Source organism: Cellulosimicrobium cellulans (assembly GCF_007679345.1).
In the GTDB taxonomy this organism is placed as follows: domain Bacteria; phylum Actinomycetota; class Actinomycetes; order Actinomycetales; family Cellulomonadaceae; genus Cellulomonas; species Cellulomonas cellulans_A.
This window is the reverse complement of the sequence record NZ_VEGH01000004.1, coordinates 159,392-182,677: the sequence shown is the minus strand read 5'-3', so window position 1 is coordinate 182,677 and position 23,286 is coordinate 159,392. Positions and strand designations below refer to the sequence as shown.

The following is a 23,286-nucleotide window of genomic DNA, read 5'->3' as shown; positions in this document are numbered from 1 at the left end:
GCGGCGGTGGGCGGCCGCGCGTCCCCAGGCTCCGTCGGTCAGCCCGCGAAGCCCGGGTCCCGCACGTCCGTCCCGACCGACGCCCAGCTGGACCCGGCCCGGGCGAACAGCTCGCCCTCGGCGGTCGCCAGGTACAGCGCGCTGTCGCCCTTGCCGCCGGCGATGTCGACCGCGTCCGCGAGCGCCGGACGGGTCTGCACCTCCCCGGAGAGCGGCACCAGGTGGTAGACCGCGGTGGTGGTGCTGCCCGACCGGCCGAGCACGCCGAGCGTCGACTCGTCGACCCAGACCACCCGGGTGGCGTCGGTGAGGGTCACCCCGGTCCGCCAGGCCTCGCCGAGCACCTGCGGCGTCCCCGAGTCGTCGCGCACCACCGAGGCGACGTCGACCCGCACGCCGTCCGATCCGGACGAGACCACGGCGACCCGTGTCGCGTCGCGGGCGATCCGCACCGAGCGCACCGTCCGGTCCTGCAGCCACTCGGCCGCCACGTCGACGACCGTGCCGCGGTCGTCGACGGCCAGCAGCTGGCCGCCCCGCTGCGCCGACGCGGTCCACACCCAGCCGAGGCGGTCGACCGACGGCGCGACGAGCGCGGGCGCGTCGAGCAGGGTGACGGAGGCGGTGCTGGTCGTCGGGACGGTGACGAGCCGGTCGGGCCCCGACAGCATGACGCGCAGGTCGCCGGACCCGTCGCGCGCGGGGTCCCGGGCGTCGAGGCCGGCGAGGGACGCGATGCCGTCCACCGGCTCGAGCTCGCCCGCGGCCATCTGCACGAGCGTCCCGTCCTGCAGCGCCTCCAGCGCGCCGCCCCAGTCCTGGCCGCGCTCGAGCTCGGCGGCCGCCGCGTCCATCGCGACGCCGCCGGCGCTGACCTCCACCGTGCGGACCCGCGCGATCCGCAGCGACGCCTCGAGCTGCGCCTGCATCCGGGCGCGCTCCTCCGGCTCGGTGGGCAGCCCGCCCGCCGCGAGGCTGACCGTCGCCACCCCGTCCTCGTCCACGGAGACGGCGTCCGGCTGCAGCACCGCGCCCTCGGGCACCGCGCTGCGCACGGCGTCCCGCAGCCAGCCCGACGGCCCCGCGATGATCGCGCGGACGATCGAGGTGGCGAGGTTGCGCAGCGGGAACCACCGCGTCTCCGGGACCAGGAACTGCTCGTCCTGCGACAGGAAGTACAGGGTCGCCGACCGGTAGATCGCGTCGAAGTTCGGCTGGGACAGCACGACGCCGTCCTCCAGCCCGGCGATCCGCCACTGGCCGTCGCTGTCCTGCACGAGGTCGAAGGTCAGGGACTCCTTGGCGTCCGGGCCGGCCTGCGCGTACCGGCCCTCGTCGTCGATCCGCGCCGCCACCCGCACGTCGACCCTCACCTGCGACTCGCCCACCAGCTCGATGTCGGGGCTGGAGGCCGTGGCGTACACGACGACCCGCTCGCGCGGGTTCCAGGACCGGCGGGTCTCGCCGGACAGGTACTCGCGGGCGTTGCGGAAGTCGTCGGCGGCGTCGACCGAGGCGGACCCCCGGCTGAAGCCCGCGGCGCTGGCGCCGAGGAACCCGCGGACGATGTCCTCGGGCGTGCCGTCCTGCGGGGGCGGGTCGCCCAGCGGCTCGACGACGCCCTGGTCGGTGACGCCCTCGACGCCGACGCCGACGGGCCCCGACGTCGGGATGCCCACGCAGGCCGACAGGGCCGCGAGCACGACGGCGAGCAGGGCGGCGAGGCCGCCGCGGCGGGCGGCGGTGCGGGTCGGCGCGGTCATCGGGTCTCCCCCGGTCCGTCGGGGCCCCCGTGGCGGGCGGGCTCGGGGTCGTGCGCGGCGGCCGTGCCCGGCACCGGCGCCGGGCGGTCGTCGCCGCGCTCCTGCTCGCGTCGGCGGGCCACCGCGCGCTGCGCCTCCCGCGCCCGTTCCACGACGTCGAACGACCCCGTGGTGGGGGGCAGGTCGGGCAGCGCGGCCGGGTCGGGGCGGTCGGCGTCCCGGTCGCGCGGCGCGGGCCGCTCGGGCTCGGCCGGTGGCTCGAGCGGCAACGGCGAGGACTCCAGGGTGATGCCGGCCCGCCGCGGCAGCGTGAGCCGGAAGCAGGCACCCTGCCGCGGGCGGCCCCACGCCTCGAGCCAGCCGCCGTGCAGGTGGGCGTCCTCGAGCGAGATCGCCAGGCCGAGGCCCGTGCCGCCTGTGGTGCGGGCGCGCGCGGGGTCGGCGCGCCAGAACCGGTCGAAGACGTGGGCGGCCTCGTCCCGGGTCATGCCGACGCCGCGGTCGCGGACGGTGACCGCGACCGCGCGGTCGTCCGCGCCCACGGTCACCTCGACGTCGCTGCCGTCGGCGTGCTCGATCGCGTTCACCAGCAGGTTCCGCAGCACCCGCTCCACGCGCCGCGGGTCGACGTCGGCGACGCACGGGCCCTCCGGCTGCGTGACGGACAGCCAGGAGCCCTTCGCCCCGGCGAGCGGCACGGCCTGGTCGACGGCCGCGCCGACGACGTCGCGCAGGTCGCGCGCCTCGGCGTCCAGCACGGCGGCGCCCGCGTCGAACCGGCTGATCTCCAGCAGGTCGCCCAGCAGGTCCTCGAACCGGTCGAGCTGCTGCTGCAGCAGCTCGGCGGACCGGCGCACCACGGGGTCGAAGTCGTCGCGCGACTCGTAGATCATCTCGCCCGCCATCCGGACGGTGGTCAGCGGCGTGCGCAGCTCGTGCGACACGTCGGACACGAACCGCCGCTGCATGGCCGACAGGTGCTCCATGCGGTCGATCTGGTCCTGCAGGCTCTCGGCCATCTCGTTGAACGACCGCCCCAGCCGGGCCATCTCGTCCTCGCCCCGCACCGGCATCCGCTCGGTGAGGCTGCCGTCCGCGATCCGTTCCGCGACGTGCGCGGCCTGCCGCACCGGGCGGACGACCTGCCGGGTCACCAGCCACGTCATGGACACCAGCAGCACCACCAGCGCGACGGCGCCGATGCCGAGCACGCTCTGCAGGAACTCGAGCCGGTCCTGCTCGGACTGCAGCGAGTACAGGAAGTACAGCTCGTAGGACCCCGCGGCGGGCACGGTGACCACCTGGCCGACCATGACCCCGGGCTCGACCCGCCCCGAGTCGGTCGCGGACCCGGGCCAGGCGACGGACTCCCAGCGCTGGCCCTCGTTCGCGGCGGTCGCGGCGCGCAGGTCGTCGGAGACGAGGCCGACCAGCGTCGAGTCCGTGGACTGGCCGGTGACCAGGATCGGCTGCTGCTGGCCGCGGGAGCGCAGCAGGAACACCTCGCGCTCGCCCGAACCGCCCGAGCGCAGCGCGCCGACCATGTCGTTGAGCAGCAGCTGCACCTCGGGCCCCGTCGTCGCGGTCGAGGCGTCGAACGTCTCCTGCGCCTGGGCGGCGCTGCGCGCCGACTCGGCGAGAACCTGGTCGACCCGCTGCGTGAACAGCCCGTCCCGGACGCTCACCGACAGGTAGCCGCCCAGCACCGCGAGCGCGAGGAGGCCCACCACGAGGGTGAGCGTGAGGACGCGCGCCTGGAGCGAGCCGCGCCAGGCGCGCACCAGCCGGCGCGTGCGGGCGCCGGCGCGCACCGTGGCGAGCCGCCACGCCCGCGCCGCCCGCGCGGTGACGCCGCCGCGGGAGGTCCCGGTCACGGGGGCGTCGCGCCCGCCTTGTAGCCGACGCCGCGCACCGTCACGACGATCTCGGGACGCTCGGGGTCGGCCTCGATCTTGGACCGCAGGCGCTGCACGTGGACGTTCACCAGGCGGGTGTCGGCGGCGTGCCGGTAACCCCACACCCGCTCCAGCAGGACCTCCCGGGTGAACACCTGCCACGGCTTGCGCGCCAGGGCGACGAGCAGGTCGAACTCCAGCGGGGTGAGGGAGATGACCGCGCCGTCGCGCGTGACCCGGTGGCCGGTGACGTCGATGGACAGGTCCCCGATCCGCAGGTGCTCGGGTGCCGGCTCGTCGCTGCGCCGCAGGCGGGCGCGCACGCGCGCGATCAGCTCCTTGGGCTTGAACGGCTTCGCGATGTAGTCGTCGGCGCCGGACTCCAGCCCGAGCACCACGTCGACCGTGTCGGCCTTGGCGGTGAGCATGACGATCGGCACGCCCGACTCCGCCCGGATGAGCCGGCACACCTCGGTCCCGTCCTTGCCCGGGAGCATCAGGTCGAGCAGCACGAGGTCCGGCTGCGTGGACCGGAAGGTCTCCAGGGCCTCGTCCCCGTCCGCGCAGAAGACCGGCTCGAAGCCCTCCGAGCGCAGGACGATGCCGATCATCTCGGACAGGGCGGTGTCGTCGTCGACCACGAGAACGCGTCCCTTCATCTGCCCATGATCGCATCACGGCGCCCTGGACCGGGCCCCGACGTGCGCGCGACGTCCGGACGGAGCAGCGGCCCGCGCGCGGACCTGACGTGGCACGATGGCCGTCAGCCGCGCAGGGTGCCCTCGACAGGCACCCTCGGCGCACCACGAACGCCACCCAGGGAGTCCGATGAGCACGCCGCACGACGAGGGCCGCCCCGAGGACGCGCCGCGGCACGACGAGGACCCGCGCCCCGCGCCCCGGTACGGGCAGTACGCCCCCGCGGGCTGGCAGCCGCCCGCGGACCCGGCCGCGGGCGGGCAGCCCGCGAACCCCTGGGGCGACCCGGGCACCCACCCGGGTGGCGGCCGTCCGGGTGACGCGCAGGGTCGGCCGGCGACCGGCCCGGCCGGTCCGGTCCCGCCGGGGTACGGGCAGCAGCCCGGGTACGGGCAGCCGCCGGGCTACCCGGGCGCGCAGGGGCAGCCGCCGGCCCCGGGTCACGGGCAGCGGCCGGGATACCCGACCGCCCCCGGCCAGCCGACCGCGCCGGGCTACGGCCAGCAGGGCTACGGCCAGCAGGGCTACGGCCAGCAGCCCGGGGCGACCCCGTACGGCTGGGGCGCGAGCCCGTACCAGCCGCCCGCCGCGCAGCCCGGGATCATCCCGCTGCGGCCCCTGAGCATCTGGGAGATCTTCGACGGCGCGTTCCGCGCGATCCGGCACAACCCGGGGACGATGTTCGGGCTCACCGCCGTCGTCGTCGCCGTCGCCACCGCGATCGGCGCCCTGATCCAGTGGTACGTCGCCGGGTTCTTCGCCGGCGCGGTCAACGACCTGTTCACCGACAGCGCGGGGCTCACCACGGCCGACACCCAGCTGCTGGGCGACAGCTTCGGCACGTCGCTCGCGGGCGTGGCCACGATCCCGCTGACGGCCCTCGCCACCACGGTCCTCACCGGCCTGCTGATCCTGTCGGTCAGCCGCTCGGTCATCGGCCAGCGGGTCTCCGCCCGCGACGTCGTGCGCGGCCAGGGCAAGCGGATCGTCTGGGTCATCGGGTTCAGCCTGCTGCTCGGCCTGGTCACCGCGGTCGGGATGGCGGCCGTCGTCGGCCTGGTGGTCCTGGTGGGCGCCACCTCCGACAGCGTCGGTCTGACCGTGCTGGTCGGTCTCCTCGGCGTGGCCGCCGCGCTGGTCGGCGGCTTCTGGCTGACGATCCGGACGCTGCTCGCGCCCGCCGCGATCATGCTGGAGGGTGGCGGCTTCTGGGCGTCCGTGGCCCGCGCGTGGCGGCTGACCCGCGGGTCCTTCTGGCGGCTGCTCGGCCTGTACCTCTTGGTGACGATCCTCGTCGGGATCATCTCGCAGATCGTCGTCGTGCCGGTCTCGCTGATCTCCCAGCTGGTGCTCAACGACCCGCTCATGACCAGCGGGCCCGCCATCGCGCTGACCGCCGTGGGCACCGCGATCGCCTCGACGATCACGACGGTGTTCATGGCCGGCGTCGTCGCGCTCGCCTACATCGACGTGCGGATGCGCCGCGAGGGGCTGGACGTCGAGCTGGCCCGGGCCGCGGAGGGCGCCGGCCGGTGACCGTGCCCGTCGTCCCGGACGCCGAGCAGGCGCGCCGCTGGCTCGAGCAGGAGCTCGCCGACCCGGTCTACCACCAGCAGCCGAGCCTGCTGCAGCGGTTCCTCGACTGGCTCGGCCGGCTGTTCGAGGGTGCCGACGGCCTGCCGATCGGCAACGTCGGCACGCTCCTGGCGATCCTCGCCGGTCTGGCCGTCCTCGTGACCGTGGCGTTCCTCGTCACGGGGCCCGTGCGCCGCAGCCGGCGGGTCGCGGGGGCGCGCGGCGTGCTGGACGCGGACGACCGGCGCACCGCCGCCGAGCTGCGGGCAGCCGCGGACGCGGCCGCGGCGCGCGGCGACTGGGCCGCGGCGGTCGCCGACCGGTTCCGGGCCGTGGTCCGGGCGCTCGAGGAGCGCGCCGTGCTGGAGGAGCAGCCGGGCCGCACGGCGCACGAGGCCGTCGAGGCCGCCGGGCTGCGCCTGCCCGCGCACGCGGTCGACCTGCGCGCCGCCGGGCGGCTCTTCGACGACGTCGTCTACGGCGAGCGCACCCCGCGCGCGGAGGACGACGCGGCGCTGCGCGAGCTGGACGCGCGCGTGGCGGCGACGCGTCCGACGCTGCCCGCCGGGGTGGCCGCCGCGGGGGTGGGCGCGTGACCGCGCCGACGACCACCCGGCCGCCGGGCGCCGCGACCGCCGGGCCCGACGGCGTCGTCCTCGGGGACGGCACCACCGCGCGCAGCCGCGCGGGCGCCCGGTGGCGCCGGGTGCGCTGGCTGGTCGGCGTGGCGGTCGTGCTCGGCATCGGCGTGCTGGCGGCGCTGCTGCCCGCGCCCACCCGCTCGGCCACCGCGCTCGCCCCGGACAACCCCCGGGACAACGGCGCGATGGCGCTCGCCGAGGTGCTGCGCGACCAGGGCGTCCGGATCGACTACGTGCGCTCCGTGGGCGCCGCGACCGACGCCGCGGAGGCCGGCCGCACGCTGCTCGTGACCTCCGACTGGCTGCTCTCCGACGCCCAGACGTCGGCGCTCGCCGGCACGGACGCCGACCTGGTGCTGCTCGACCCGTCCTTCCTGCTCGACCGGGTGGTCCCGGGCCTGACCACCGGCTGGTCGGGCGGCACCCGGCCCGCCCCGGTCGCCGCGTCCTGCCCCGACCCCGACGCCACCGCCGCCGGGACCGTCTCGGCGACCGGCGCGGGAGTCGTCCCCACCGGCGAGGCCGCCCCCGACGGCACCACGCTCTGCTTCCCGGTCCCGGGCACGTCCCCGCAGGCGTCCCTGTACTCCGTCTCGGAGGTCGACGGCCGCCGGGTCACCGTGCTGGGCGACGCCGGCCTGATCACGAACGCCCGGATCACCGACGAGGGCAACGCGGCGCTCGCGCTGCGCGCTCTCGGCCGGAACGCCGACCTGGTCTGGTACGTGCCGTCCGCCGACGACCTCGGCACCGACGGGACGAGCACCGGCCCCGGCCTCGGCGACCTGCTGCCGCCCGTCGCCCGGGTGCTGCTGATCCAGGCGCTCGTCGTGGTGGTCGCGCTCGGCCTGTGGCGCGGCCGCCGGCTCGGCCGGGTCGTCGCCGAGCGGCTGCCGGTCGTGGTCCGCCCCGCCGAGACCACCCGCGGCCGGGCGCGGCTCTACCGGACCTCCCGGTCGTACGGGCACGCGGCGGCCTCGCTGCGGGCCGGGACCGCGGCGCGGCTCGCGCGCCGGCTGGGCGTCCCCCGGTCGGCGGCGGCGCCCGACGTGGTCGTCGCGGTCGCCCGGGCGGCCGGCCGGGACGAGGTCGACGTCCGCGACCTGCTGTACGGACCACCCCCCACGTCAGACGCGGGCCTGGAGCACCTGGCCCGCCGGCTCGACCAGCTCGAGAGCGAGGTTCACCCCACGTGACCGACCACCCCGCCCCGAACCCGTGGCCGCAGGGCGGCGCGCCCGCCGGGTACCCCGCGCCCCAGCCGACCGGACCGGCACCCCAGCCGACCCAGGCGGCGCCGCAGCCCGGTTGGACCCAGCAGCCGGCGCCGGCCGCTCCCCCGGCGCCCGCGGCACCCGCCGTGCCCGAGCCGTCCCCCGAGCTGCGCGAGGCGCTCGGCGCGGTCCGCGCCGAGGTCGGCCGCGCCGTCGTCGGCCAGGACGCCGCCGTGACCGGCCTGGTCATCGCCCTGCTCTGCCGCGGCCACGTGCTGCTCGAGGGCGTGCCCGGCGTCGCGAAGACCCTGCTGGTCCGGACGCTGTCCGCAGCGCTCGACCTGGACACCAAGCGGGTGCAGTTCACGCCGGACCTCATGCCCGGCGACGTCACCGGCTCCCTGGTCTACGACGCGCGCACCGCCGAGTTCTCGTTCCGCGAGGGCCCGGTGTTCACGAACCTCATGCTCGCCGACGAGATCAACCGCACGCCGCCCAAGACCCAGGCGTCGCTGCTGGAGGCGATGGAGGAGCGGCAGGTGTCGGTCGACGGCACCCCGCGCCCGCTGCCCTCGCCGTTCGTCGTCATCGCCACGCAGAACCCCGTCGAGTACGAGGGCACCTACCCGCTGCCCGAGGCTCAGCTCGACCGGTTCCTGCTCAAGCTCACCCTCCCGCTGCCGGAGCGGCACGAGGAGATCGAGGTGCTCGCCCGGCACGCCGCCGGCTTCGACCCCCGCGACCTCGCCCGCGCGGGCGTGCGCGCCGTCGCCGGCAAGGACGTGCTGGAGCGCGCCCGCGAGGAGGTCGCCCGGGTGCAGGTCGCGCCCGAGGTGCTCGGCTACGTGGTCGACGTCGTGCGCGGCACCCGGCAGTCGCCGTCCCTGTCCCTGGGCGTGTCCCCCCGCGGCGCCACCGCGCTGCTGGCGACCGCGCGGGCCTGGGCCTGGCTGCAGGGCCGGTCGTACGTGACCCCGGACGACGTGAAGGCGCTCGCGCACCCGACGCTGCGGCACCGCGTGCAGCTGCGCGCGGAGGCCGAGCTCGAGGGCGTGACGGCGGAGTCGGTGCTCGACACCGTGCTGGCGTCCGTCCCGGTCCCCCGCTGAGGCGCCCGGCGTGGCGATCACCTGGCGCGCGGTCGCGCTGACCGCGGTCGGCGCGCTGCCGGTGCTGCTCTGGCCCGTGCCCGGCACGGTGCTGGCCTGGGCGGTGCTCGTCGTCCTGCTGTGCGCGCTCGACGTCGCCCTGGCCGCGTCCCCGCGCGCCGTCGCGATCCGCCGCGAGGTCACCGGGGCGGTCCGGCTGCACGAGCCCGCCCGGTCCCGGCTGACCCTCACGCACACCGGCGCCCGGCGGCTGCGGGCGCTCGTCCGGGACGCGTGGCAGCCCTCGGCCGGCGCCCAGCAGAACCGGCACCGGGTCGACCTGCCGCCCGGGGAGTCGCGCCGGGTCGACACCGCCCTGCGCCCGAGCCGCCGCGGCGACCTGCGCGCCGACCGCGTGACCATCCGGGCCGCCGGCCCCCTCGGCCTCGCCGCCCGGCAGGTGTCCCTCGAGGTCCCCGGCACCCAGCGCGTGCTGCCGGAGTTCGCGTCCCGCCGCCACCTGCCCAGCCGGCTCGCCCGCCTCCGGGAGATGGACGGCCGCGCGGCGGTCCAGGTCCGCGGGCAGGGCACCGAGTTCGACTCGCTGCGCGAGTACGTGATCGGCGACGACGTGCGGTCGATCGACTGGCGGGCCAGCGCCCGGCGCAACGACGTCGTGGTCCGCACCTGGCGACCCGAGCGGGACCGCCGGGTGCTGATCGTCCTCGACACCTCGCGCACCAGCGCCGCGCGCACCGGCGAGGAGCCGCGCCTGGAGCCGTCGGTCGAGGCGGCGCTGCTGCTCGCGGCCCTGGCGTCCCGCGCCGGCGACCGCGTCGAGCTGCTGGCCTACGACCGCACCGTGCGGGCACGGGTCGCCGGCGCGTCGGGTCCCCGGCTGATGCCCGCGATCGCGGACGCGCTGGCCGACGTGGAGCCGTCGCTCGTCGAGGCGGACTGGCCGGGGATCGTCGCGCAGGTCCAGGAGCGGCTGTCCCAGCGGGCGCTCGTCGTGCTGCTGTCCGCGCTCGAGCCGGCGGCCGTCGAGAACGGCCTGCTGCGGGTGGTCGACCAGCTCGCGTCCCGGCACCAGGTGGTGCTCGCGTCGGTGCGGGACCCCGAGGTCGAGCGGCTGCGCACCGGCCGGGAGGACGTGGCCGCGCTGTTCGACGCCGCGGCCGCCGAGCGGACCGAGCTGGAGCGGACGGCCGTCGCGCAGCGGCTGCGCAGCCACGGGGTCGAGGTCGTGGACGCGCTGCCCGACGACCTGGCCCCGCGCCTGGCGGACACGTACCTGGCCCTGAAGGCCGCGGGCCGCCTGTAGCCCCACCCCCTCCCACTCCCCCTCCCCCACTCCCTCGGTGAGAGTGCACTCGTCGCGGGGTCCAGCCCGCCCGAACCCCGCGACGAGTGCGATCTCGGCGGGGGTCGGTGGGGCGGGGTGGTCGCGGCGCGGTGTCGGGGCCGGCCAGTAGCGTCTGCGGGGTGACGGGCGACGGGGACCTGGCGGGCGGCGGCAGCATCACCACGCGCGGGCTCGGCCGCGCCCTGCTGGCCCGGCAGCACCTCCTGGAGCGGACCGGCACCCCCGCGGTCGACGTCGTGCGGCGCCTGGTCGCGCTGCAGTCCCAGAACCCGTCGTCGGCGTACCTCGCGCTGCACGCGCGCGTGGCCGGGTTCGCGCACGCCGACCTCGCCGACGCGATGACGGACCGCCGGGTCGCCCGTCTCGCGCTGCTCCGCGACACCGTGCACCTGGTCACCGCCGACGACGCGCTCGCGCTGTGGCCGCTGCTCGCCCCGACGCTGCGCCGCCACCTCACCGCCAACGTGTCCGCGGCGCCGACGCTCCGCCAGGTCGACCTGGACGACCTGCGGTCCGCCGCGCTGGACGCCCTGGCCGCCGGCCCGCTCGGCGCGCGGGACCTGGGGGCGCGGCTCGCGGCGACCTGGCCGGACCTGGACCCGGCCTCGCTCGCGATGGGCGCGCGCGGGCTGCTGCCGCTCGTGCAGGTCACCCCGCGCGGGGTGTGGGGCCGGAGCCTGGCGACGACGTGGACGACGGCGTGGGCGTGGTTCGGCACCGCCGGCGGCCCGGGCGACGCGGACCTCGCCGAGGACGACCGGGAGGCCGCGCTGGCCGCCCTCGTCCGCCGGTACCTGGCCGTCTACGGCCCGGCGACGACCGCCGACGTGCAGCGGTGGTCCGGCCTGACCCGGCTCGCCCCGGTGGTCGACCGGATCCGTCCGGAGCTCGTCGAGGTGGTGCACGTCGACCCGCCGTCGGGCCGCCCGCGCGTGCTGCTCGACGTCCCGGACGCCCCGCGCCCGCCGGAGGACGCCCCCGCGCCGGTCCGCCTGCTGCCGGACTTCGAGAACCTGCTGCTCGGCCACGACGACCGCAGCCGGGTGATCCCGCCCGAGGTCCGCCCTGCGCTGGCCAGCCGCAACGGCATGCCGCCGGGGACCGTGCTGGTCGACGGCGTGGTGGCCGGGTCCTGGACCGTCCGGCGGGAGCGGCTCCCCCGCCCCGCGGGCGCCCCGCGTGCCCGCCGGGAGCGCGCGCTGCTGACGGTCACCCCGCTGCGGCGGTGGACCCGGACCGACCACCGCGCGGTGCTGGCCGAGGCCGAGCGGCTGGTCCGGTTCACCGCGGACGACGCGGCGGAGCACGCGGTGGCCGTCGCGGAGACCTGACGCCGGCCGCCGGCGCGGTCGCGGCCCCCGGGGACCGGTGCGCCGGCGCCCTTGAAACCGGCCTGCGCGCCACCTACGGTCGGGGACGGATCGTTGCCGCAGACGCTCCTGACGCCGACGCCCCGACCCGACGCCGACCCACCAGGAGTCCCCCGTGCCCCGTCCTGCCGTCACGCTCACGCTGTCCGGCGCCGCCGGCCAGATCGGCTACTCGCTGATGTTCCGGGTCGCGAGCGGGGAGCTGCTCGGCCCGGACACACCGGTGCGGGTGCGGATGCTGGAGCGGCCCGACGCGCTGCACGCCGCGCACGGCGTGGCGCTGGAGCTGCAGGACGCGGCCTCGCCCCTGCTGGTCGACGTGGACGTCACCGCCGACCCGCGGGTCGCGTTCGACGGCGCGGACATCGCGGTCCTGGTCGGCGCGCAGCCGCGGACCGCCGGGATGGAGCGGGCGGACCTGCTGCAGGCCAACGGCGGGATCTTCCGGGAGCAGGGCTCCGCGATCAACGACGTGGCGGCCGACGACATCCGCGTGCTGGTGATCGGCAACCCGGCGAACACCAACGCCATGATCGCGGCGGCGCACGCCCCGGACGTGCCCGCCGACCGGTTCACCGCGCTCACCCGCCTGGACCACAACCGCGCCCTCGCCCAGCTCGCGCTGCGGACCGGCGCGAACCCGCGGGACATCCGCCGGGTGACGGTGTGGGGCAACCACTCCCGCACCCAGTACCCCGACCTCCGGCACGCGCTGGTGGACGGGCGGCCCGCCCTGGACGTGGTCGACCGGGCGTGGGCGGAGGGCGAGTTCATCGACACCGTCGCCCAGCGCGGGGCGGCGATCATCGCCGCGCGCGGCGGGTCGTCGGTCGCGTCGACCGTCAGCGCGATCATCGACCACGGCCGGCTGCGGCGCGGCGGCACCGCCCCCGGCGACTGGACGTCGGCCGGCCGGGTGTCCGACGGGTCGTACGGGGTGCCGGAGGGGCTGGTGTGCTCGTTCCCGGTCACCGCCGTCGACGGGGCGTGGCACATCGTCCCCGACCTGGAGGTCGACGCGTTCTCCCGGGCGCGCATCGACGCCTCGGTGGCGGAGCTGGCCGAGGAGCGGCAGGCGGTGCGGCACCTCGGGCTGATCTGACGCGGGGCGCCGGCACGCGGCCGGCGCCCCGCGTCGGCCGGGCGCTCAGCCCGCCGACGCGTACTGCGTCTCGTACAGCTCGGCGTAGAGCCCGCCGGCGGCGAGCAGCTCGGCGTGGGTGCCCTGCTCCGCCACCCGCCCCTCGTCGAGCACCACGATCGAGTCGGCCTCGCGGATGGTCGACAGCCGGTGCGCGATCACGATCGCGGTCCGGCCCTCCAGCGCCTCGGCCAGCGCGCGCTGCACGGCGGCCTCCGACTCGGAGTCCAGGTGCGCGGTCGCCTCGTCGAGCACCACGATCGGCGGCGCCTTCAGCAGCAGCCGCGCGATGGCCAGCCGCTGCCGCTCGCCGCCGCTGAGCCGGTAGCCGCGGTCCCCGACGACGGTGTCCACGCCGTCGGGCAGCCGGGACACGAGGTCCCAGATCTGCGCCCGGCGCAGCGCCTGCTCCAGGTCGGCGTCGGTGGCCCCGGGCCGGGCGTACAGCAGGTTCGCGCGGATGGTGTCGTGGAACAGGTGCGCGTCCTGGGACACGATGCCGATGGCGTCCCGCAGGCTCTCCTGGGTGACCTCGCGGACGTCCTGCCCGGCGACGCGGACCGTCCCCGACGTGACGTCGTAGAGCCGGGCCACCAGCGCGGAGATCGTGGTCTTGCCCGCGCCGGACGGCCCGACCAGCGCCACCAGGTGGCCGTGCGGCACGCTGAACGACACGTGCTCGAGCGTCGTGCCGGGCACCTCGGTCTGCAGCCGGGCGACCGACTCGAGCGAGGCGAGCGACACCTCGGAAGCGGCCGGGTACCGGAAGGACACGTCGTCCAGCTCGACGCTCGCGGTCCGGGCGAGGTCGGCGGGCAGCGGCCGGGCGTCCGGGGCGTCCGCGACCGTCGGCTCCAGGTCCAGCACCTCGATCACCCGCTCGAAGGACACCAGCGTGGTCATGACGTCGACCTGGACGTTGGACAGCGAGGTGATCGGGCCGTAGAGCCGGGTCAGGTACGAGGTCAGCGCGACCACGACGCCGACCGTCAGCGAGCCCTGGATCGCGAGCACGCCGCCCAGCCCGTAGACGATCGCGACCGCCACGGCGGCGATCAGCGTCAGGCCGATCCGGAACACCGCGGCGTACATCGCCGAGGTGATGCCGATGTCCCGCACCCGGGCGGCGCGGGAGGCGAACTCCGCGGTCTCGTCCTCGGGCCGGCCGTACAGCTTGACGAGCTGCGCGCCGGCGACGTTGAACCGCTCGGTCATCGTCTGGCCCATCGCGGCGTTCAGGGTGTAGGACTCCTGCGTCACGCCCGCCAGCCGCCGCCCCATCGCCCGCACGGGCAGCACGAACGCGGGCAGCAGCACCAGGGACAGCAGGGTGATCTGCCAGGACAGCGACAGCATCGCGGCGATGACCAGCACGACGGTCAGCACGTTGGACACGACGTTCGACAGCGTCGACGTGAACGCCTGCTGCGCGCCGAGCACGTCGCCGTTGAGCCGCTGCACGAGCGCACCGGTCTGCGTGCGGGAGAAGAACGCCAGCGGCATCCGCTGGACGTGGTCGAACACCTGCGTGCGCAGGTCGAGGATCAGGCCCTCGCCGATCCGGGCGGAGAACCACCGGGAGGCGAGCGTCAGCCCGGCCGAGACGACCGCGAGCAGCGCGACGACCCCGGCGAGCCCGAGCACCAGCCCGGTGCGGCCCTGCGCGATGCCGTGGTCGATGATCTGCCGGAACAGCAGCGGCGTGACCGCGCCGATCGTCGCGTCGAGCGCGACGACGACGAGGAACACGGTGAGCAGCCCGCGGTAGGGGCGCGCGAAGGCGAGGATGCGCCGCAGCACGTCGCGGGTGATGCGACGCCGGGCGACGGACGGGTCGAGGCGGAACGACCGGTACATGGCCGGGCTGCCGCCTCCTCCTCCGTGCATGGACATGGGGCCTCCTGGGGACGATTCCGATAGAGAGGCTACCTCTCTATGTACGGAACTCGCTATCCTGGGGAGCATGACGCCCGTCACCCCGGCCCCCGCGCACCACCACCCGGCCCCCGGCAGCCCCGGCGACGAGCTGTTCTGGCTGCTGCGCCGCGCGCTGCACACGATGCGCCGGGACGTCCGCGAGCGCGTCGACCTCACGCCGTCGCGGCACCGGCTGCTGCGCGTCGTCGCGCGCGAGGAGCCGCAGCGGCAGACCGCGCTGGCCGCCGCGCTCGACGTCGTGCCGCGGTCGATCACCTCGCTGGTCGACGACCTCGAGCGGGCGGGCCTGGTCGAGCGCCGGCCCGACCCGACCGACCGGCGCGCCACGCTCGTGGCGGCCACGGACGAGGGCCGCGCGGTGCTCGCCGAGGCGGACGCGCAGCGCCGCCGGCACGCGGAGGAGCTCCTCGCGCGCCTGGACCCGGGCGAGCAGGACGACCTGCTCCGCCTCCTGCACCGCCTGGTCGACGACCCAGCGGGCACGCCGGCGGAGTGCGCCCGGGCCTGACCGGCCTGGGCGCCATGGGACGACACCCTGCCCGCCCGCACTCCCTGTCGCTGCTCCACGTGCGACCGGGGGTCGGCCCGTCATACGCGTGGGGCGCGATCCGGTGCACCGGGCGGATGATGTGCCTTCCACATGTCGACGGTCCACGCCGCCGCAGGCGCGACGAGCCAGATCGACGCGACAACCACGAGCAGCGGGGTTCCGACACGGACACCCAGCGCGACGAGCACTCCGGCCCCGGAGCACCCGGCCAGAACCAGAGCGTCCACCCGGGTGAACGCGCGGTTGTCTGCGCTTGAGGGCTGCCACTCCAGCAGATGGCGGCGCGTCGCCATACGCACGAGGGCGGTCGTCACGGCACCGAGCCCGACCGCAGCCGCTGCTGCGCTCGACGACCAGGTGCGTGCGGCTTGTCTCATGCGGCGGGGACGCCACCGCGCCAGATGGCGGAGGACGTCTGGCTGCGCCATGGTCGCGACGAGTGCGACTAACCCCAGACGGCCTCCCCACGGAACGGGGGCAACGGTGATGAGCACGGTCAGAACCACCGACGAGAGAGGCGTGAGGGCGGCTGTGACGTCTCGCCACATCCACCACCGCTCCACCCAGGGAAGTGGACTTCGGCCAGCTCTGCCCAACGCCCACGGAAGCAGTTGCACGTCACCTCTGCGCCACCGCTCCATGCGTCGTTGAATTCCCCGGAAGTCGTCGACGTCGCGATCGCGAATGAGCCTCTGAGGCATTCGGCAGGTTCGCAGGAAGAACCCCTCGAGCTTGTCATGACTCAGCACCTCTTCCGCCGGGATCGCGTCCAGGAGAAGTCCGACGTACGTCGCGACCCGGATAGCGCCTTGCCCGACGAACTGCGAGCGACCGAACCGGTTCTGACGTCCGTCCACCTTCAGCCCCGCATCACCGGGACGCCGGGAGTAAAGGACGGCGCCCTCTTCGAGGACCCCCCTTCGTCGACGACCACGAGCACATGTGCGGGATGGATCGACGGTCCGCGTAGAACCCGGCACGACGCAGGGAGCGGCTCGCCCGCCAGTGCCGCCACCAGGTCGCGCAGCTTGCCTCTCTTCCGATCCCACCCGATCCAGCGTCGTCGGTGGTCGACCATCTCCGGTGGCGCACGATGACGAGCCCGCGGCCCCCGGTCGACGAACAACCCGACCACGAGAACCGATCCGACCGCCGTCGAGGGGGCGAGAACGCTCGTCACAGACGCAGCGACGAGGAGCGTGGGCCCGGCTGTCCTCGCCCTCGCGCGAGCGCGACGACGGTCCCCCCAGAAGTCCTCACCATCGAGCACCCCCTGTCATGGCGATCTCGGTATGCGCACAGCGGGTGCTCGTGTCGCACGACGGGCAGTCGCCTCACATCGACGCAAACGATCACAACGCCTTGGCGGCCCTACGGACCTTAGCGCATTACATCGGCTGAGACGTGGGGGTTGTGGTGCTCGGGGGAAGTGTGGAATGGTGCTGGCCGTCCGACCCGCTCGGCCACATCCGACGCGGGTTCGCTCATGTTCGAACCGCACACTGCCGCCGGCCGGAGGGCGATACATCTCGCTCAGTTCGGCCGCAGCCTTCGGCCTGCGCCCGCACTCGTACAGCAATGATCTTCGATGGACGAGAAACATGGTTGACAGAGAGACCTCGGAGCTCCCCCCAGTCGTGACCGAGCGACTACGGGCCGAACTGGGCGATTTTGTCGTGGTTGCCGATACGTCGTGGCCACGGCAGAGTTCCCGGGTGTGGCTGGCACGCTGGCCGACGCACGAGGCGTACGTGAAGATCAGCCCGAGCGAGGAGTCCTTCGCCCGCGAACGAGCTGCCCTTCGGTCGACGGTCCCCGCCGCCGGGGTCGCCGCGCCCTCGCTCCTGGCAAGCTTCCCCGAGCTCCGCGTCCTCGTCCTGACGGTGGTTCCTGGACTCGTGGTACGGACGATGAGCCCGGCACCCGATCGATCGACCGAACGGGAGATCCACTGGCAGGCAGGGGCGACGCTGGCAGCGGTCCACCGCCAGCACCAGGCGCGCGACCATGGCGACGAGGTCGACCCGATCCTGGAGTCGGTGCTCTGCCTGTCGACCGTCCGTGAGGAACTGAGCCGGCGGGTTCTCACGGTCGCTCAGCGACATGGCATAGCCCGCGCGCGCGGGACGCTCGCCTCGTCGGCATCGGCACGCTGGCTCACCCTCACCCACGGCGACTTCCAGCCGCGCAACTGGTTGTGGTCCGAACCCGACAGCCAGCTCGGGCTGATCGACTTCGAGGCGTCCCACGTGGGCCTGGCCCTCGAGGACTTCGCCTGGCTGTTCGCGACGGTGTGGCCTGATCGACCAGATCTGCGCGCCTCGTTCCTCCACGGGTACGGGGCCGTCCTCACACCGAGGGACGAGCGGTTCCTGGCGGCCTTCACCATCCTCGGCAGTCTCGAGCACGTGGCTGACGGGGTACGGCTTCAGATCCCGCTCAAGGTGGAGAACGGCCTTCGGGCTCTTGAGGTCGGCGTGCAGGCGCTCGAGACTCTGGGCGCGTCCGGCCCGACGCCGCAACCGCCATCTGGCGCTCTCGACGTCATCGCGAGCGGGCTGGGGCATCCGCCCGCCGAGGTGCGCGAGTGGCTGCTCTCACCCCGGGTGCGCCACGTCGCCCCACTGGCCCGCAGGCTACGCAGCGCGGCGAAGGACGACGCCGCCGTCACGGCTCATGCTCTGCCGCCGGCCGACCTTCCCCTCAGCGCGGGGTACGACGTCCAACGGCTGACGACATGTGCACGGATCCTCAGCGGAGCCGTACCGGTGGGTTACAAGGTAGGCCTGACCTCCGAAGCAGTCCGACGGCAGTACGGCATCGATACTCCCGACCGCGGCGTCATCTTCGACCAGGACCTGGTCCCGACCGGGACGACGCTGCCCGCGAGCGCCGCCGTCGGTGCGAAGCTGGAAGTCGAGATCGCACTGGTCGTCGAGCGGGTCGAACGCTCCGGGCAGGGTTGGACGCTCGTGCCCCGAGGCGGGTTCCTGTGCTTCGAGATCCTCCGCACCAGGTACTGCTCGTGGCAAGGAACCGTCGCACAGAGCGTCGCGGACAACGCCGCGCTCGGCACGGTGGTCGTCGGGCCTCCCCTCGCGTCCGTCGATGCGCCCGCGCTCCTCCGCACGGCGGTCACGGTCAGGCGCGCCGGCGCTGAGGTGGCACAGGGCGGGGCCACGGCGCTTGACGGCGGGCCGTGGGGATCCGCGCGCTGGCTCCTCGACTCGCTCGGCGCGGTCGACCGTCGCCTGCAACCGGGCGATGTGATCCTCACCGGAGCACTCGCCCCCGTGATCGATATCGCGCCTGGGGACGAGATCGAGGCGGTCAGCGACGACGGGGGCGTGATCCGCGTCGCCTTCGCGGGCGAGAACTCGCTGCAGGAAGGCGCGCAGTGACACACATCCTCGTGATCGGAACCGGACTGATCGGCGCCGACCTCGTCCGTCGAGTCTCTGGTCAGTTCCCCGCAGTGCGCTTGTGGGTGCGAGCGCGATCGACCAGCGCGGTGACGCGCCGAGTCCTCAGCCGGGGCGGCGCCCAGCTCACGGAATCGTTCGACCCCCCGCCGGGCATCGCCACTCGGGACGTCGTCGTGGACGCATCGGACGCGGCCCACCACCTCGAGCACGTCGCACCCACTACTCGCTCGAACCTACACGAGCTGACAGGCTCGACGGGCTGCCGACGCAGTTCGGTCCTGGCCACCTCGGACGCGCGATCAACGAGAGTGCGTTCCACCGCCGTCACTGCGGCCGGGACGGACACCCTCTCCGAGCGCGATCGCAGCCCGTGCCGGGGACGAAGACCGCGCCGTCCGAGCACCCGCCCAGCGCTTCCGGCCGAGCCGAGCCGTCAGACGACGCCGAGGGCGAGCATCGCGTCGGCGACCTTGAGGAAGCCGGCCACGTTGGCGCCCAGGACGTAGTCGCCGGGAGCGCCGTACTCGTCGGCCGTGGCGGCGCAGCGGTCGTGGATGTCCCGCATGATCGTCGCGAGCCGCTGCTCGGTGTAGTCGAACGACCAGGAGTCCCGGCTCGCGTTCTGCTGCATCTCGAGCGCGGACGTCGCGACGCCGCCGGCGTTGGCCGCCTTGCCCGGCCCGAACAGCACCCCGGCCTCGCGCAGCACCGCGACCGCGTCCGGCGTCGTCGGCATGTTCGCGCCCTCGGCCACCGCGACCAGCCCCGACGCGACCAGCGCGCGGGCGTCGTCGGCGTCGAGCTCGTTCTGCGTCGCGCACGGCAGCGCCACCGTCGCGCCGACCTCCCACACCCGGCGTCCCGGCACGTACCGCGCCGATCCCCCGCGCCGCTCCGCGTAGTCGGCGAGCGACCCGCGCTCGACGGTCTTGACCTGCTGCAGCAGCGGCAGGTCCAGACCCTCGTCGTCGACGACGTACCCGCGGGAGTCCGAGCACGCGACGACGTCGGCGCCGAGCTGCTGCGCCTTCTCGATCGCGTACAGCGCGACGTTCCCCGAGCCGGACACGACCACCCGCTGACCGTCCAGCGACCGGTTCGCCGCGCGCAGCATCTCCTGCACGAACAGCACGGCGCCGTACCCGGTGGCCTCGGTGCGGACCAGCGAGCCGCCCCAGGTCACGCCCTTGCCGGTGAGCACGCCCGACTCGTACCGGCCGGTCATGCGCTTGTACTGGCCGAACAGGTAGCCGATCTCCCGGCCGCCGACGCCGATGTCCCCGGCGGGCACGTCCACGTACTCGCCGATGTGCCGGGCCAGCTCGGTCATGAACGACTGGCAGAACCGCATGACCTCGCCGTCCGAGCGGCCGCGCGGGTCGAAGTCCGAGCCGCCCTTGCCGCCGCCGATCGGCATGCCGGTGAGCGAGTTCTTGAAGATCTGCTCGAAGCCCAGGAACTTCACGATGCCGAGGTTCACGGACGGGTGGAACCGCAGGCCGCCCTTCGACGGGCCGAGCGTGGTGCTGAACTGCACGCGGAACCCGCGGTTGATCTGCACGCGGCCGGCGTCGTCGACCCACGGCACCCGGAACACGATCTGCCGCTCGGGCTCGCACAGCCGCTCCAGCACGGCCGCGTCGACGTACCGGGGGTTGCGCTCCAGCACGGGTCCCAGGCTGCCGAACACCTCCCGCACCGCCTGGTGGAACTCGGGCTCCCCCGGGTTCCGCGCCAGCACCTGGTCGAGCACCACTCCCAGCTGGTCCTGCACGTGCCTCACCTCGTCGTGTCCTCGCCGGCTGCTCCCGGCGCCCGTCACCGTACGAGGGCGGCCGGGACCGCCGCCAGGACGTCCACGACGTGGTTCAGCGGGCCGGGTCCGGCACCCCGTGCGGCAGCCGGTGCAGCGTGACGGCCTCGGTCGCGGAGCGCTGCGCCGCGCGCGTCGCGGCGTCGTACTCGCGGTCCCGCCGGGTCGCGAGGACCGCGGTGAGGAACGCCTCCGGGTGGGTCCCCGCGGGCGGCCCGGGAGCGACGTACCGCGCGACCTCGCCGGCCAGCTGCTGGCCCAGGGCGTAGCGCGAGCCGGGGTGCAGCCGGGGCGCGCGCCCGAGGAACTGCCGGACGGACAGCGCGAGGCCGTCCGGGAGCCGCGCGACGTCGGCCTGCTGCGCCCACGGGGCGAGGAACGGCGGCATGACCAGGACCGCGCGGCGCTCGGTCCGGCCGCGCACCCGGACGGCGTAGGTGCCGGCCATGATGTCGCCGAGCCGCTTGCCCTGCGGGTTGACCAGCGAGGTGATGAGCGCGACCGACCCGAGGGTCAGCCAGAGCTCGAGGATCCCGACCAGCGCCCTGACGAACGCCTGCCGGAACCGGATCGGGCCGCCGTCGTCGCGCACCACCCGGATCCCGACCGCGAGCTTGCCGAGCGACCGGCCGCGGGTCAGCGTGTCGACCGTCGTCGGGATGACGACCAGGACCGTCACCATCACGACCACGAAGGTGATCTGCAGGACGTCCTGGCTCGGCGCGACGACCACGAACCGGGTGAGCACCCACGCCACCGCGACGGCGACCAGGCCGAGCGCGATCAGGTCGATGACCGCCCCGGCCAGGCGGGTGGCGAAGGAGGTCGGCCGCGTGTCCAGCAGCACGCCCTCGCCGATGACGATGCCCTCGTCCTGCACGCCCCACCTCCGCCGACGTCGCCCCGCTGGTCACCCGGTGCGGACCGGGCCTCGTGTGGCAGGGTATCGGGCGTGGACCTGGACGCCTTCTCCGCCGTGCGCGAGCCCGCGTGGGCGCGCCTGGACGAGCTGTCCCGGCGGCGCGGCCTCGACGGCGCCGAGGCGGACGAGCTGGTCCGCCTCTACCAGGCCGCCGCGACCGACCTGTCGACCATCCGGTCCTCCGCGCCCGACCCGGACGCGGTGGCACGGCTGTCCCAGCTCCTCGCCCGGGCTCGGTCCCGGATCGCCGGGACGCACGAGCCTGCATGGCGAGACGTCCGCCGGTTCCTCGTGCTCTCCCTACCCGCGGCTCTGTACCGGATCCGATGGTGGACAGTCGGGGTGATGGTCGCGTTTCTCCTGGTCGGAGTGGTCGCCGGATGGTGGGTCGCGACGAATCCGGGCGCCCTCGCCGCCATGGGATCAGCTGATGAGCAGGAGCAGTACGTACGCGAAGCCTTCGCCACCTACTACGACCCGGGCGCGGGGTTCGCCGCCGTGGTGTGGACGAACAACGCCTGGGTCGCCGCGCTGTGCGTCGCGCTCGGGATCTCGGGGATCGGCACGCTCTACGTGCTCGCGAACAACGCCGTGAACGTCGGCGCCACCGGCGGGATGATGGCCGCGCACGACAGCCTGGGCATCTTCTTCCAGCTCATCACGCCGCACGGGCTGCTCGAGCTGACCTCGATCTTCGTCGCCGGCGCCGCGGGCCTGCGGCTGTTCTGGGCGTGGGTCGACCCGCAGGGCCGGCCGCGGTCCCGGGCGCTGGCCGAGGAGGGCCGCGCGCTCATCACCGTCGTGATCGGGCTGGCCGGCGCGCTGCTGCTGTCGGGGGTCGTCGAGGGCTTCGTCACCGGCTCGACGCTGCCGTGGTGGCTGAAGATCGTCATCGGGGCGATCGCGCTCGCCGCGTTCTGGACCTACACGATCGTCCTCGGCCGCCGTGCGGTCGCCGAGGGCGAGACCGGCGACCTCGAGGAGGACGCCGCGGGCTACGCGGTCGCCGTCGCGGCCTGAGCCCGTGCGGGCGCGTCGGCGCCCGTCGCCAGGGCGCCGGCGCGCAGCGCGCCGAGCCACAGCGAGGCGGCCCCCAGCGGGGTCCGCGCCACCTCCCCGAACCCCAGGGCCCGCAGGTCGGCCACCTGCGCCGGGTCGACGGTGACCGCCAGGACGTCCCGGCCGGCCGCGCCCTGGTCGGCCGCGACGGGCGCCAGCAGGTCGGAGAGCAGCGCCGCCCGCTGCGCCGCGGACGCACGGCCGTCGTCGGCGAGCAGCACGAGGACCCGCTGCGCGCCCGACTCCCGCACCCGGGCGAGCGTGCGGGCCGTCGCGTCCGCGATGGCCCGCAGGGGGGCGCGCGCCGGCTCGGGGTGCGGGTCCACCCGGACGCCGAGCTCCCGGGTGACCACGCGCTGGAGGTCGGCGCCCAGCCGGTCGGCGTCGGGCGGGAGCCAGACCGCGACGGCGGCGACCTCGGCGGGCCCGTCGACCGCGGCGTGCGGCGCGGCGTCCCCGTCCGCGGGCGGCGCGCCCGCCGGTGCCGCGTCCACGGGCGGCGCGCCCGCCGGTGCCGCGTCCGCGAGCCACACCTCGCCGTGCTCCATCGCCCCGAGGCTCAGCATCAGCCTCGTCGCCGGGCCCGCCTGCTCGGGGTCCGGGCCGGGGTCGGGCTCACCGTCGCCGTCGAGGTCGACGAACGGCCGGTGCGCGGCGATCATCCGGGCCAGGGGGTTCACGTCGAGCAGCCCGGCACGGCGGACGCGCCACGGCCGGCGGGTGCCGCCGTCCTCGACGGGGGCGGGCAGGACGGTGGTCCGTCGTCGGGTCGGCTCGTGCAGCACCCGCTCAGCCCAGCACCCGGACCTGGGAGCGGGCTGACAGCG

The 23,286-nt window shown here is 75.3% G+C and carries 18 protein-coding genes; 10 read left to right on the top strand and 8 right to left on the bottom strand.

Annotation, left to right across the window (positions count from 1 at the left end):
- Nucleotides 1-38: 38 nt before the first annotated feature.
- The 3 genes from FS882_RS07225 to mtrA are packed head-to-tail and all read right to left on the bottom strand — an operon-like array spanning nucleotide 39 to nucleotide 4,317.
- Nucleotides 39-1,763 carry an LpqB family beta-propeller domain-containing protein gene (locus FS882_RS07225; protein WP_158372382.1) on the bottom strand — a complete coding sequence of 575 codons (1,725 nt, stop codon included), beginning with the start codon at nucleotides 1,761-1,763 and terminating at the stop codon, nucleotides 39-41.
- Entirely contained in the window at nucleotides 1,760-3,637 is a 1,878-nt protein-coding gene (gene mtrB / locus FS882_RS07220) for an MtrAB system histidine kinase MtrB (protein ID WP_410053266.1), read from the bottom strand. The genes FS882_RS07225 and mtrB overlap by 4 nt, the downstream gene beginning before the upstream one ends.
- Entirely contained in the window at nucleotides 3,634-4,317 is a 684-nt protein-coding gene (mtrA, locus tag FS882_RS07215) for an MtrAB system response regulator MtrA (RefSeq protein ID WP_158372380.1), read from the bottom strand. Before mtrA ends, mtrB begins: the two co-directional genes overlap by 4 nt.
- 169 nt (nucleotides 4,318-4,486) lie before the next feature.
- Between mtrA and FS882_RS07210 the strand changes: the two genes are divergently transcribed.
- The 7 genes from FS882_RS07210 (at nucleotide 4,487) to FS882_RS07180 (ending at nucleotide 12,713) form a co-directional block, all read left to right on the top strand.
- Nucleotides 4,487-5,893, top strand: a complete 1,407-nt coding sequence (locus FS882_RS07210; RefSeq protein ID WP_158372378.1) for a glycerophosphoryl diester phosphodiesterase membrane domain-containing protein — start codon at nucleotides 4,487-4,489, stop codon at nucleotides 5,891-5,893.
- Entirely contained in the window at nucleotides 5,890-6,528 is a 639-nt protein-coding gene (locus FS882_RS07205) for a DUF4129 domain-containing protein (RefSeq protein WP_158372376.1), read from the top strand. The genes FS882_RS07210 and FS882_RS07205 overlap by 4 nt, the downstream gene beginning before the upstream one ends.
- Nucleotides 6,525-7,769, top strand: a complete 1,245-nt coding sequence (locus FS882_RS07200) for a DUF4350 domain-containing protein (protein ID WP_158372374.1) — start codon at nucleotides 6,525-6,527, stop codon at nucleotides 7,767-7,769. Before FS882_RS07205 ends, FS882_RS07200 begins: the two co-directional genes overlap by 4 nt.
- Nucleotides 7,770-7,933: 164 nt before the next feature.
- Nucleotides 7,934-8,896: an AAA family ATPase gene (locus FS882_RS07195; RefSeq protein ID WP_154730099.1), complete on the top strand. Its 963-nt coding sequence runs from the start codon at nucleotides 7,934-7,936 to the stop codon at nucleotides 8,894-8,896.
- A 10-nt stretch (nucleotides 8,897-8,906) separates the two neighbouring features.
- Complete coding sequence (locus FS882_RS07190) at nucleotides 8,907-10,199, top strand: DUF58 domain-containing protein (RefSeq protein WP_158372372.1); 1,293 nt, start codon at nucleotides 8,907-8,909, stop codon at nucleotides 10,197-10,199.
- Between the two features lie 161 nt (nucleotides 10,200-10,360).
- The gene (locus tag FS882_RS07185; RefSeq protein WP_262348131.1) at nucleotides 10,361-11,572 is read left to right on the top strand and encodes a winged helix DNA-binding domain-containing protein; all 1,212 of its coding nucleotides are present in this window, start codon (nucleotides 10,361-10,363) and stop codon (nucleotides 11,570-11,572) included.
- Between the two features lie 154 nt (nucleotides 11,573-11,726).
- Nucleotides 11,727-12,713 (top strand): malate dehydrogenase, encoded by a 987-nt coding sequence (locus FS882_RS07180; RefSeq protein WP_158372370.1) that lies wholly within the window; start codon nucleotides 11,727-11,729, stop codon nucleotides 12,711-12,713.
- Nucleotides 12,714-12,758: 45 nt separating this feature from the next.
- Here FS882_RS07180 and FS882_RS07175 read toward each other — a convergent pair whose 3' ends face one another.
- Nucleotides 12,759-14,645: an ABC transporter ATP-binding protein gene (locus tag FS882_RS07175; protein ID WP_158372368.1), complete on the bottom strand. Its 1,887-nt coding sequence runs from the start codon at nucleotides 14,643-14,645 to the stop codon at nucleotides 12,759-12,761.
- 70 nt (nucleotides 14,646-14,715) lie between these two features.
- Here FS882_RS07175 and FS882_RS07170 point away from each other — a divergent pair, with 70 nt between their 5' ends.
- Nucleotides 14,716-15,198, top strand: a complete 483-nt coding sequence (locus tag FS882_RS07170; protein ID WP_187365183.1) for a MarR family winged helix-turn-helix transcriptional regulator — start codon at nucleotides 14,716-14,718, stop codon at nucleotides 15,196-15,198.
- A gap of 80 nt (nucleotides 15,199-15,278) precedes the next feature.
- On the opposite strand, the gene FS882_RS07165 is transcribed toward FS882_RS07170, so the two are convergent.
- On the bottom strand, nucleotides 15,279-16,097 hold the full coding sequence (locus FS882_RS07165) for a hypothetical protein (RefSeq protein WP_158372364.1): 819 nt from the start codon (nucleotides 16,095-16,097) through the stop codon (nucleotides 15,279-15,281).
- A gap of 780 nt (nucleotides 16,098-16,877) precedes the next feature.
- On the opposite strand from FS882_RS07165, the gene FS882_RS07160 reads away from it, so the two are divergent.
- A complete protein-coding gene (locus FS882_RS07160) occupies nucleotides 16,878-18,641 on the top strand; it encodes a phosphotransferase (RefSeq protein ID WP_187365182.1) in 1,764 nt (587 codons plus the stop codon).
- A gap of 457 nt (nucleotides 18,642-19,098) precedes the next feature.
- On the opposite strand, the gene gdhA is transcribed toward FS882_RS07160, so the two are convergent.
- Nucleotides 19,099-20,439 (bottom strand): NADP-specific glutamate dehydrogenase, encoded by a 1,341-nt coding sequence (gene gdhA, locus FS882_RS07155; protein WP_158372518.1) that lies wholly within the window; start codon nucleotides 20,437-20,439, stop codon nucleotides 19,099-19,101.
- 94 nt (nucleotides 20,440-20,533) lie between these two features.
- Complete coding sequence (locus tag FS882_RS07150; RefSeq protein ID WP_158372360.1) at nucleotides 20,534-21,358, bottom strand: RDD family protein; 825 nt, start codon at nucleotides 21,356-21,358, stop codon at nucleotides 20,534-20,536.
- Nucleotides 21,359-21,430: 72 nt separating this feature from the next.
- Between FS882_RS07150 and FS882_RS07145 the strand changes: the two genes are divergently transcribed.
- A complete protein-coding gene (locus FS882_RS07145) occupies nucleotides 21,431-22,420 on the top strand; it encodes a stage II sporulation protein M (RefSeq protein ID WP_158372358.1) in 990 nt (329 codons plus the stop codon).
- Here FS882_RS07145 and FS882_RS07140 read toward each other — a convergent pair.
- The gene (locus FS882_RS07140) at nucleotides 22,396-23,244 is read right to left on the bottom strand and encodes a hypothetical protein (protein WP_158372356.1); all 849 of its coding nucleotides are present in this window, start codon (nucleotides 23,242-23,244) and stop codon (nucleotides 22,396-22,398) included. The two genes, FS882_RS07145 and FS882_RS07140, sit on opposite strands and share 25 nt — an antisense overlap.
- Nucleotides 23,245-23,286 lie beyond the last annotated feature (42 nt).